This window comes from Micromonospora sp. NPDC004336 (genome assembly GCF_053602615.1).
This window is the reverse complement of record NZ_JBSGDY010000017.1, coordinates 52,801-63,902: the sequence shown is the minus strand read 5'-3', so window position 1 is coordinate 63,902 and position 11,102 is coordinate 52,801. Positions and strand designations below refer to the sequence as shown.

The window sequence follows — 11,102 nt, the reverse complement described above, 5'->3', positions numbered from 1 at the left end:
CCCCCCGCCGGGGGGGAGGGGGGGGGCGTTTGGGTGCGCGGCAGGGCGCCCCCCCCCCCACCCACCCCCCGGGGGCCGCGCCCCCCCCACCGCTTCCGCCTACCCTCGCCGGGATGAGTTTCAGCGCCTACGCCCGCCGGGTGCGCGATCCGGCCCTGCCCCAGCGGCACCGGGTGTCGGCGCTGCGCTCCTGCGTGCAGCTCTACCGGCCGATCGGCTTCCACGCCACGTTGAGCTTCCTGCGCGAGCTGGCGGGGCCGTTCCAGCGCGACGAGGCGGCACTGCTCCGCGCGCTGGACGCCCTCGTCGCGAGCAGGCGCGCCAGGCGGGCCGAGGTCCGTCGCTACGCCGCCGCCCGCAGCGCGGCCAAGCGCCGGGGGCAGCGCAGCCCGCGCCCCGGGGACCCGAATCCGCACCACCTGCGCGGCTACTGGTACGGCGCGCCCCGGCAGGGCGCGCTGCACGCGTTGGCGTTCTGGCGACGCGAACGCCGGCCCGCGCTGCCGCCGTCACTCGACCCGGTCGAGGCGCGGCTGGACTGCTGCGTCAGCGCCTGCCTCGCGGCGGGAGGAGCGTTGACGGCGGCGCAGCGGCAGCTCCTGGCCGCCGCCGTCGACGCCCTCGACGAGCGCCTGCGCCCCGAGGTGTGGCGCGACGACCCGGTGGCCTGGTTCCGCGCGCGGGACCTGCTCCAGGTCGCCCGGTTCGTCGAGGTCGCGGCCGACGCCGCGTAGGTCCCGCGCCGCTCGGTCGGTGGGCTACCGGTCGTGGATCCGGCGCCAGGAGGGCGGCCCGGCCTTCGGCCACGAGCCCTCGGACGGTGCGCCGCCGGCGCGAGCGGCCGTGGCTGCGGTGGGGGCCGCCACGGGCGCGGTGTGGATCGCGGCTGGCGCGGTGTGGATCGCGGCGGGCGCGGTGGGCGTGCCGTGGGCGAGCTGCAGGTGCTGTTCCGGCTGGCAGGTGGCGCAGAACCGCGCCGACGGCCGGTGCGCGAGTTCCTCGATGGCGATGTCGCCGGTGCACCTCTCGCAGGCGCCGTAGCCGCCCTGTTCCAGGTAGTGCAGCGCCCGGGCGATGTCGCCCAGGGCCCGCCGGGTGGCGGCGGTCAGCGCGGAGGCGGCCTCGACGTCGGCCCCGTCGGCGCACGTGCGGCGGGCCTGCCGGTCCAGCAGCGCCAACTGCGTGCTGTGCCGCTCGTACTGCTCCTCCAGGACCATGCGCAGCACGCCCAACTCGTCCTGCCTGCTCACGACGTACACGAAGGGTTCCTCCCGCTCGGGGTGAAAAGAAAGGGCGGAGCGCCTGTGCGCTCCGCCCGCCGGTGCCGGACATGTCGATGTCGGCCGGGTGGCGGCGGGCGGCGCTGGCCGGGCGCCCGCCGGGTCGGCGGCGCGACGATCGGCGTGCCGGCGCCCCGCAGGAGGGCGACCGCCGACACGACGAGGCGACGCACGGTCGCGTCCGCGACGAGGTGGGTCCGCACGCCCGACGACGGCGTCGCCCAACGGGCAGCGGTGGCCCGCAGCGCCGAGGAGCGGGGCTGCCGGAGCGGGCGGCGGACGATCACGGCGACACCATAGACCGGCCGTCCGCGGATCGGCCACCACCTGCGACAGCGGGCACATCGCGGACCCTTCCGCGTCGGCGCCGAGACGTCCCGCGCCCCGCCGGCACGGTGCCGGACGCGCCGCGCCCGGGGCGGCGCGGACGGTGCGTACGCGCGGCTACCACGCCGCGACGCCGGCAGGGCGCGGTTTCGCCGTTCGCGCGACCGGCCGTCCGGGGCGGCCGCATCATCGAACTCTCAGCGACGTGAACTGACGGTGGGTGGGTGAGCGTGCGGGAGATGGCGGTCGCGCCGGTCGTCACCGACGTCGAACTCGGCCTGGCCGAGGTGGTCTGGCACAACGCCGAACGCGATCCGGACCAGGCCCAGTTCGTACGGCCGGACCCCGACCCCCGGTCCTGGCCGGTCCGCCGCTCCGGGCGGGGCGCGACCACGGTGACCTGCCGGCAGTTCCGCGACGACGTGCAGGCGGTGGCCCGGGGCCTGGTGGCCGCCGGCGTCCAGCCGGGCGACCGGGTGGGCCTGATGAGCCGCACCCGGTACGAGTGGACCCTGGTGGACTACGCGCTCTGGTCCGTCGGCGCGGTGACGGTCCCCGTGTACGACACGTCGAGCGCGCAGCAGCTGTCGTGGATCCTCGCCGACTCCGGCGCGGTCGCCTGTGTGGTGGAGACGGCCGAGCACGCCGCGACGCTGGACGGCCTGCGCGCCGCCCTGCCGGCGTTGAGGCACGCGTGGCGGATCGACGCGGGCGACCTGATCAGGCTGGCCGGGGCCGGCCGCGCCGTCGACGCCGGGCAGGTGGCGGCCCGCCGGCGGCACGTGTCGGCCGGCGACATCGCCACGATCGTCTACACCAGCGGCACGACCGGACGGCCGAAGGGCTGCGTCCTGACGCACGGCAACATCGCCCTGGACGTCGGCAACGCCACCGCGGTCCTGCCGCAGCTGTTCCGCCCGGGGGCGTCGACGGTGCTGTTCCTGCCCCTGGCCCACGCCTTCGCCCGGATGGTCCAGGTCGGCATGGTGCAGGCGCGCGCCACCATGGTGCACAGCGCCGACATCGGCGGCCTGCTGGACCAGCTGCGCCGGTACCGTCCCACGTTCGTCCTGGCCGTGCCGCGGATGTTCGAGAAGATCTACGACCGGGCGCGGCGGAAGGCCGCCGACGGGCACCGGGGCTGGCTGTTCACGATCGCCGACCGGGTCGCGGTGCGGTACAGCCGCGCGCTGGACACCCGGGGCGGACCCCGGCCCCCGCTGCGGCTGGCGCATCTGCTCTGCGACGTGCTGGTCTACCGCAGGCTGCGGGCGGCACTGGGCGGACGCTGCCGGGTGGCGATCATCGGCGGAGCGCCGCTGGGCGAGCGGCTCGCCCACTTCTTCCGCGGCGCCGGTCTCACCGTCGTCGAGGGGTACGGGCTGACCGAGACCTCGCCCGCCCTGACGGCCAACACGCCGACGGCGATGCGGATCGGCACGGTGGGTCGTCCGCTGCCCGGGGTCGAGATCGCGATCGCCGAGGACGGGGAGATCCTGGCCCGGGGCGGGGTGGTCTTCCCCGGCTACTGGAACAACGCCGACGCCACCCGCGAGACGTTCACCGACGGCTGGCTGCGCACCGGCGACCTCGGCGAACTCGACGACGACGGCTACCTGCGCGTCACCGGGCGCAAGAAGGACATCATCGTCACGGCGGCCGGCAAGAACATCGCCCCCGCCCCGATCGAGGACCAGGTACGGGCGGACCCGCTGGTCAGCCAGTGCGTGCTGATCGGCGACGGCCGGCCCTACCTCACCGCCCTGGTCACCGTCGACCCGCAGGCGTGGCCCCGGTGGCGGGCGGCACACGGCCACCCGGACGCCTCGGTGTCGGACCTGCGGGACTCCCCCGCGCTGCGGGCGGCGATCCGGAACGCGATCGACCGCGCCAACCGCACCGTGTCCCACGCGGAGCAGATCAAGGAGTTCCGCGTCCTGCCCCGCGACCTCACCGAGACCGACGGGGAACTCACCCCCACGCTCAAGGTGCGCCGGGCGGTGGTGCAGGAACGCTACGCCGCCGACGTCGACGCGCTCTACGGCGGCCACTGACCGGCGATTCGTTGACACCCGGCGTCGGACGGACTCCACTGGTGGCGACAGCACCGCCGGCCCGCCCACCCCGGCCGGCGCCGTCGCCGCAGTGGGGAGACGCCATGTCCGCGCCCGTCAGACCGCCGCAGGATGCCGTGACCCTCCGCCGTCTCCGCCTCGGCATCGGTACGGTCGGCATCGCGTTGCCGATCGTGCTGACGATCGGCAACGGCCTGCTCACCGGCGACTTCGCCCCGCTCGACTCGATCAGCGCGTCGTACCACACGGACATGCGGGACGTCTTCGTCGGCGGAATGTGCGCCATCGGCGTCTTCCTCATCTGCTACCGCTACCGCAGGCTCGACGACGTGCTGAGCTCGATCGCCGGGACGCTGGCGATCGCGGTGGCGGTGTTCCCCGCCGCGACGGGCGTCCCGCGGGCCGCGCTCACGCCCACCGACGTCACGATCGGGCGGCTGCACCAGGTCGCGGCCGCCGCCCTGTTCGTGCTGCTGGCCGTCTTCTGCGTCTTCCTGTTCCCGCAGGCCGGCCCCGGGGTCCGCCCGACGCGGCGGACGAGGGCCCGCAACGGCGTCTACCGCGCCTGCGGCGGCATCATCGTCGCCGCCATCGTCCTCGCCGTGGCGAGCAACGCGCTGCCCGACTCCGTCCGCGACACGCTCAAGCCGCTGTTCTGGTGCGAGGCGGTGGCGGTGGCGGTGTTCGCCTTCGCCGTCGCGTGGCTGGTCAAGGGCGAGGCGTTGTTCAGCGACTCGTACGACCCCGGCGACCGCGCCCCCGTACCGGATCATGAGCCGGCCGGCGGCGCGACGAGCGCGACGGGCGGCGCGTAGGCGACGATCCGCGCCGAATTCGAGGTGCGACGCGCGGTCCCGGTCCTCTACGGTGCCGCCGTGGCTCTGGACATCGTGACCCTGGCGGACCGCCCCGACCTCGCACCGCTGCTCGACGACGACTTCGACGGGGCGTGGCCGCCATTCATGCTCTGGGATCCGATGGGCGCGGTGTACTACGGCGTCGCCCACGACCTGTATCCCGAGTTCGTGTTCGCCGCCGTCGACACCGCCGAGCCCGGCCGCGCCGTCGCCCGGGCGTACGCCGTGCCGCTGCGCTGGACCGAGGCGGAGCTGCCCGACGGCGGCTGGGACCGGGTGATCCAGCGGGCCACCGTCAACCGCCTCGCCGGCGCCACCCCGAACATCGTCTCGGCCCTGGAGATCTGCGTCCGGCCGGACCGGCGCGGCACCGGGCTGTCGGCGCTGATGCTCGCCGCCATGCGCGAGACCGTCGCGAAGCAGGGCTACGACACGCTGGTCGCGCCGGTCCGCCCGAGCGGCAAGCACACCCAGCCGGACCTGCCGATGACGCGGTACGCGGCGCAGGTCCGCGACGACGGCCTGCCGGTCGACCCGTGGCTGCGGGTGCACGTCCGCGCGGGCGGGCGCGTCGAACGCGTCGCCACCCGCTCGATGACGATCGCCGGGACGCTCGCCGACTGGCGGCGCTGGACCGGCCTGCCGTTCGACACCAGCGGACCGGTCCACGTGCCGGGCGCCCTCGTGCCCGTGCACTGCGACGTGGCACACGACCACGCCGTCTACGTCGAGCCCAACGTCTGGGTCCGGCACCGCCTGTAGGCCGACGGGCGCCCGCCGCCGTCAACGAGCGGTGGCGGCCAACTTGCTCAGCAGCGGGAGCACAGCCCGCAGGTCGTCGTCGTCCACCGTGGCCGTCGCCGCCGTCCGCGCGCCGGTCGAGGCGTTGAACGCCACGCTCAGCCCGACGGACGCGAACAGCGGCAGGTCCGACCGGCTGTCGCCGACCGCCCCGCACGAGCGGGGGTCCAACCCCAGCTCTCGCGCCCGCGCGAGAGCGAAGTCCCGCTTGTCGTACTCGTCGAAGTGGCGGGCGACGCGTCCCGTGAACCGTCCCTCGGCGGTCTCCAACCGCGGCCCGCTGAACGTGTGGAAACCGAAGCGGTCGGCCAGGTAGCTGCCGACCGGGGACCAGGCCAGGGTCGCCAGCACCGGCACCAGACCGTTCCGCCGGCACCACGCCACGGTCTCCGCGACACCCGCGACCAGGGGAAGCCCGGCAAGCCAGCCACGAACCAGCCCCTCGGGCACCCCTGCCCACCCCGCGGCATCCAGCTCCGAGACCTGCCGGTTGTCCAACACTCCGGCGGCGTACGCGTCCTCAGCCTCGGCCAACTCCGCACGGTGCCCGAGGAAGCCCGCCAGGAAGACCGACGAGCTTGTCCCCGGGACGAGGGTGCCGTCGACGTCGAAGAAGACGGCGCCTACAGGATCAGCTGGGAACACGGGCCAAGGATGCCAGCTGCACCACGCGACGCATCGGCTCGGGGCGCGTGCGGCCTAGTTGAACATCAGCGCGGCGTCCCACGTGGTCACCGAGGGCCGGCCCGTCGCGAACGCGTGCAGCGCGAGCGCGATCCCCGACGCGCCGAGAAGGAACCCCGGCCGGTCGGCCGCCACCGGCGGCATGCTCCTCTCCACGTAGCAGAACGGACTGTCCGGCTCAAAGCCGCCCAACACCCTCCCCGCCATGCGTTCGGCGCCCGCGGCCAGCTCGGCGTCTCCGGTGTCGACGGCCATGCACTGCACGGTGTGCAGGATCCCGGCCCAGCCGTGGCACAGCGCGAAGTCGGTCACCAGTTCGGGCCGGGCCTCGGCGGCGCGGAGGGCCCCGTTCGCCGCGGCGACGGCCTCCTCGACCCAGTCCGGCCGCCCGAAGGCCTCGCCCGCGACCTGCAGGGCCCGCACGACGCCGAACGTGCCGTAGCACCACGCGTCCCGCATGCGTCCCTCCGAGTAGGGCACCGGCGCGCCGCCCTGAATGCTCACCCCGGCCGGCCAGCACGCGCCGAACTCGTCGGTCATCCGGTGCTCGAAGAGCAGGCGCACGATGCCCTCCGCCGCTTCGGTCATGCCGGGCACGGTCACGCCGTCGCGCTGCGCGAAGGACAGCAGCGCCAGCGGGCCGACGATGCCGTGGGCGATGCCCAGGTTGAGGACGCCGGGCTCGTCCGGCCACTTACCGATCCGGTCCAGCGAGTACCAGCGCGAGACCGACATTCCGTCGACCGTGATGTCGGGTGCCGTCGTCACGTCGGTGAGCAGGCCGAGAATGGCGTCGAGCCCGACCCGCGGGCCTCCGTGCCGGACGTGCCGCATGAGGTGCAGCCGGCCGAGGCCCGTGATCCCGGAGATGACGTCGTAGTCGGGGCTGAGGCCGACCCTGCCCCGCTCGTCGAGGGTGGCCCGGATGCGCCCGATGTTGGTGCCGGCGTCCGCCGCGATGAGTTCGTCCAGTTGCCGGCAGAGTTGCCGGAAGTCGCCCGTTCGCGTCCCGGCGCAGGTCGCGACGAACGCGATCGACACGGCGTCCATGTACAGGCCCAGCCCGCTCGCCGGGACGCCCTGCGGGTTGTGCAGCGCGTGGGAGAGGTAGTCGTGCACGATCTTCCGGTGGTGGTCGTCTGGTTCCTCTCCGGCCTGCGCCAGCTCGGCGAAGAGCAGTGCGACACCGACGTAGCTGTCGGCCAGCCCCAGCGCAGCCCAGGGCTGGTTGTACGGCTGCCCGGTCGCTGTGGCGGCCTCCTCGGAGGCGCGGCTGAGAGCGGCCACGCGCTCCGGGTCGTCGAGCCGGGCGGCGATCTCGGCCACGGCGGCCGCGGCGTCCCGCCGGAGCGCCACGGCGCCCGTGCTGGTCGTTGTCATGACAGGTGCCGGTCCTTGTCTAGTTGGGCCTGCGCGAACCCGCGCAGCACGGCGTAGGTGGCGCTCTCGACGTCCCGGTCGGTTCCCGTGTGCCGGTTGTGCGACAGGTGCACCAGCGAGCTGAACTCCGTCCGGTCCGGCGACAGCCGACCGTCGGCGACCATGTCGCGGATCAGCCGTCCGTACGCGGCCACCCTGGGCGCGCGCCGCCGCCATGCGTCGCGCAGCCGCTCGCCACCGGGAACCTCGCGCAGGGCGGCCCAGTCGTCGGCCGGGTCGAGCAGTTCCAGCGCGCGGCGGCGGTGCGCCTGGAAGGTCCTGTGCTGCCGGTCGTCCTTCGGGTACGCCTCGACCAGCCACGTGTTCCAGTCGTCCGGCGCGAGAGTGCGCACCAGGTCGAGGTGGTTGGCGGCGGCGAGCAGTTCGCGTGGCACGTCCAGCTGCCCGTCGGCCAGCAACGCGGTCAGCTCCAGAGCCAGCTCGGAGTCGGCCGCGAACGCGTGCTCGGCGGCCACGATCGCGGCCGGCCCGCCGTACCTGCCGATCTCCGGACGGTAGGTGCCGACGATCATCTCCTCGGCGAGCCCTGCGGCGCGCAGCACGGACAGCCACGCGTGCGCCTCCGGGAGCAACCTGCCGTTGAGGTTTCGGGGGTCCCCGTGAAACCGGATCCGCAGCGACGACCGGCCGTCCTCCGCGTACCGGAGGAAGAACCACCGGTCGCAGAGCTCGCGGGCCCGGTCGAGGAGCTCGGGCAGGTGCGCGGCGAGGATCTGGCTCTGCACCGCGGCGGGGCAGAGGACGCTGAGGTAGAGCCATTCGCCACCGGGTGGGTACGCGGCGGAGGCCGCGGGCGCGAGGGACCGCTGCGTCTGCCGCCGATCGTCCTCGACCCGCCCGCCCGGTCTCCTTCCCCGCACGGCGAAGACGATCTCGTTGGCGTGCCCGGCGGACCACCCCCGGCCGTACTCGCCTCCCGCGGGCTCCTCGTAGACGGCCGTACCCGGCTTGCGGTCGAGTTCGGTCCGCACCATACGCAGGTCGGCCTCGCGGCGTACGTCGGCCCGCAGGCGATGGTCGGCGAAGGTCAGGTAGACGACGTCCGGGACGCGCCAGCGCTGCTTCCACTCCTGCCAGCGGGCGCGCCACCGCTCCCAGCTCAGGTCGCTGCCGACGAGTGCGGCGTCCGGGATCCAGCGGGCGCCGGACAGCACCACCCGGCCGTGCCGGATGCGCGGCAGGTACGGCAGCGCGTTGGCCGCCGCACCCCAGTACCAGGGCATGACGGGTGGTGCCGACTGCGCACCGATGTCGAGCAGGAGCCTGGCCGCGGGCGGCAACTGCGCGGGGTTCAACGCGTGCGGGGCGAACGGCAGGAGCTGGGCGTCGGTGCGGGTGCAGTGCACCTCCATCCGGTCGTGGTACGCCGCGACGGCCAGGTCGTCGAGCGTGCTCACCGTGGTCTCCGGTCCCGGGAAGCCCAGCCCGCCGCCGATGGAGATCGCCCTGCCGGCGAGCAGGGGGGCACGCAGCACGTTGAACGACCGCGAGGTTCCCGGCGGCACGCACACCTGGGCCGGCACGGCCGCCGTACCGCCCGGCGACGCGGTGTGCAGGTCGTGGAGCCGATGCGCCACGGGGTCGGCCAGCTCGCCGACCGCGTGGAGGAACCGGCCGAACATGGCGCCGGGTCGGCTGCCGGCGTTCGTCACCACCAGGCGGTAGTTGCCGGTGCGCAGGGCCTCGTCGTCGTCGGCGAGCACCTCGGCGAGCACCTCGGCGCTCTCGGCCGGGCCCGGCCTCCCGCCGCGGTTGACCAGCCGCGCCACCAGCGCCTCGTCGAGCAGCACCTCACGCTGACCGGTGAACGCCGCTTCCTGGGCCAGGGCGACGAGTGCGCGGTCGCGCCGCTTCGATTCCTTCGCGTCGTGGCGGTGGCCCTCGTAGTGGTCCGGCAGCCCCAGGCCGACGACCGGGTCGAGCAGTTCGCGCAGCGGCACCAGCCGGCCCGCGCCGTAGCGTTCGACGGCGGCCAGCCGGTAGGAGGCCAACGCCGACGCCGCGTCGGTCGTGGTGTCCTGCAGCCGCCACGCCAAGGAGACCGCCGCCGCCACCTCGGCGCCGAGCTCGCGAGGGAGCGTGATCTCGGCGTCCACCCGCAGGTCGACCTGCAGGAGGTTCTCCGCGTGGTGCAGGGAGTCCGCGCGTGCGGCGGTGTCCCGCCACGAGTCCCGGCCGCCGCCGATCGCGGTGGCCGAGTATTCGCGGATCCGCTCGTCGAGGTCGGCGAGCGCGCCTCGGACGGGATGGTCGCGCGGCAGCCGGTCCACGATGTGGCGCAACGAGTCCGCCGTGGTCGCGGGCGGCAGCAGGTCGGTCAGCAGGAACTCGCTCTCCACCAGCCCCGCGATCGCCCGGGCGATGACCGCCGGCTCCACCTGTGGGAACTCCGACCGCAGCACGGCGAGCAGGTCCGGGTACCGGACGGGGGTGCGCGCCGTGGCCATGGCGAGGGCGGTGGCCCGGGTACACCGGACGGTGCGCTCCAGGTCGCGGCTCCTGGCCTGCGCGTCGTCGACGGGCAGGTGGGCGAGAACGATGCGGCCGTCGCGGACGTGGCAGAGATCGTTGGCGATCAGGGAGAGGGTGGGCAGCACCGCGGGATCGGTGCGCACGGCGCGCATCAGCCCGGCGAGCCAGCCGTAGTCGGCGTACGCGAACTTGGCGTGCCCGGTGCCGATCCGGATCTTGGGCTCGTCGCCGAGAGCGACCGGGCAGACGCCTGCGAGCAGGCCGAACGGGGTGGTGCGGTGCGTCGCCCGGGAGAGGTAGCTCATCGTCGCGAAGCAGGCCCGCCGCAGCTTCGCGGGCTTGAGCCGGCGCGCCCCGGCCACGTCCCGCAACGTCCTCGCCAGGGACGGGCTGGAGACCGTGATCGCCTCGGCGAGCACCGGATCGGCCGCCACCGCACGGAGAAACGCCAGGACGGCGCCGGCGTCGTCGGGGTCGTCCGGAGGCACGGGCGTCGGATGGTGCACCGGCAGACTGGCCAGCCTGCCGATCGACGCCTCCGCGGTCACCAACCCCTCGCTCGTCACGTCTGCACCAGTCGCCGTCACCGCATTAGCCTTTCGTCGATCGACCGCCAAACAACTGGCTACACGAGGCGAACAGCGCGGGTCAACACCCTTACGAATATTCGGCGGCGGCCGAATTATGGCGCGGTCGCCTACCGCGCCACTACGTTGCATCCTCGGAGGAGAACCATGCCGGCACCTCCGTGAATTGACCGACGCAACACGAGAAAGGTAGTGGTAATGGGAGAGTTCGACCTCGATCTGCGGACGACCAGCGTCCAGGCGACGGGCGCGGAAGCGGGCCCCGACTCCATCACGTTCTGGACGTGTTTCGCGACCTGCATGAACACCTGCGCCTACACCTGCGGCACGGTCACCATCGCGTACGAGTGCCCTCGCTGCGCGGGCTAGTTGAACCATCCGCCCGCCGGTTTGCGACGTCGAACCGGGTCGGGCAGCGGTAATCGATTCGCCGGACACGTGCGCTAATTGTGTCTGGGCATGTGGTACCCACGGCCGGCCGCTCTGCCGGCTCCCTGCCATTCAACCTGATCGCAGGTTCCTGCCAGATTTGCTCCTCGATTCCTGGGATGTGGTGGTGATGGTGCGGTTGCGCCAGGA

The 11,102-nt window shown here is 74.0% G+C and carries 9 protein-coding genes; 5 read left to right on the top strand and 4 right to left on the bottom strand.

The genetic code is table 11. The annotated features are described in order from the left end of the window. Positions 1-113 precede the first annotated feature (113 nt). A complete protein-coding gene (locus ACWENR_RS06605; RefSeq protein ID WP_452276052.1) occupies positions 114-734 on the top strand; it encodes a hypothetical protein in 621 nt (206 codons plus the stop codon). Between the two features lie 24 nt (positions 735-758). Here the strand turns inward: ACWENR_RS06605 and ACWENR_RS06600 are convergent, their stop codons facing one another. Beyond that, positions 759-1,259, bottom strand: coding sequence for a TraR/DksA family transcriptional regulator (locus tag ACWENR_RS06600; RefSeq protein ID WP_452276051.1), 501 nt, complete (start codon positions 1,257-1,259; stop codon positions 759-761). A 578-nt stretch (positions 1,260-1,837) separates the two neighbouring features. Here ACWENR_RS06600 and ACWENR_RS06595 point away from each other — a divergent pair. From ACWENR_RS06595 to ACWENR_RS06585, 3 genes are all read left to right on the top strand, one after another. Then, a complete protein-coding gene (locus ACWENR_RS06595) occupies positions 1,838-3,661 on the top strand; it encodes an AMP-dependent synthetase/ligase (protein ID WP_452276054.1) in 1,824 nt (607 codons plus the stop codon). 137 nt (positions 3,662-3,798) lie between these two features. Continuing rightward, entirely contained in the window at positions 3,799-4,497 is a 699-nt protein-coding gene (locus ACWENR_RS06590) for a hypothetical protein (RefSeq protein WP_452276050.1), read from the top strand. Between the two features lie 60 nt (positions 4,498-4,557). Beyond that, positions 4,558-5,301 (top strand): N-acetyltransferase, encoded by a 744-nt coding sequence (locus tag ACWENR_RS06585; protein WP_452276049.1) that lies wholly within the window; start codon positions 4,558-4,560, stop codon positions 5,299-5,301. 21 nt (positions 5,302-5,322) lie between these two features. Here the strand turns inward: ACWENR_RS06585 and ACWENR_RS06580 are convergent, their stop codons facing one another. The 3 genes from ACWENR_RS06580 to ACWENR_RS06570 are packed head-to-tail and all read right to left on the bottom strand — an operon-like array spanning position 5,323 to position 10,502. Beyond that, positions 5,323-5,985: an HAD family hydrolase gene (locus ACWENR_RS06580; RefSeq protein WP_452276048.1), complete on the bottom strand. Its 663-nt coding sequence runs from the start codon at positions 5,983-5,985 to the stop codon at positions 5,323-5,325. A gap of 54 nt (positions 5,986-6,039) precedes the next feature. Beyond that, positions 6,040-7,404, bottom strand: coding sequence for a lanthionine synthetase C family protein (locus ACWENR_RS06575; RefSeq protein WP_452276047.1), 1,365 nt, complete (start codon positions 7,402-7,404; stop codon positions 6,040-6,042). Next, entirely contained in the window at positions 7,401-10,502 is a 3,102-nt protein-coding gene (locus ACWENR_RS06570; protein ID WP_452276046.1) for a lantibiotic dehydratase, read from the bottom strand. Before ACWENR_RS06570 ends, ACWENR_RS06575 begins: the two co-directional genes overlap by 4 nt. 219 nt (positions 10,503-10,721) lie before the next feature. On the opposite strand from ACWENR_RS06570, the gene ACWENR_RS06565 reads away from it, so the two are divergent. Then, positions 10,722-10,892 (top strand): hypothetical protein, encoded by a 171-nt coding sequence (locus ACWENR_RS06565; RefSeq protein WP_452276045.1) that lies wholly within the window; start codon positions 10,722-10,724, stop codon positions 10,890-10,892. Positions 10,893-11,102 lie beyond the last annotated feature (210 nt).

Excerpts from the sequence above, each read along its gene's own strand:
- ACWENR_RS06605 (WP_452276052.1), top strand. The coding sequence starts at position 114 with ATGAGTTTCAGCGCCTACGCCCGCCGGGTGCGCGATCCGGCCCTGCCC.
- ACWENR_RS06575 (WP_452276047.1), bottom strand. The coding sequence starts at position 7,404 with ATGACAACGACCAGCACGGGCGCCGTGGCGCTCCGGCGGGACGCCGCG.
- ACWENR_RS06565 (WP_452276045.1), top strand. The coding sequence starts at position 10,722 with ATGGGAGAGTTCGACCTCGATCTGCGGACGACCAGCGTCCAGGCGACG.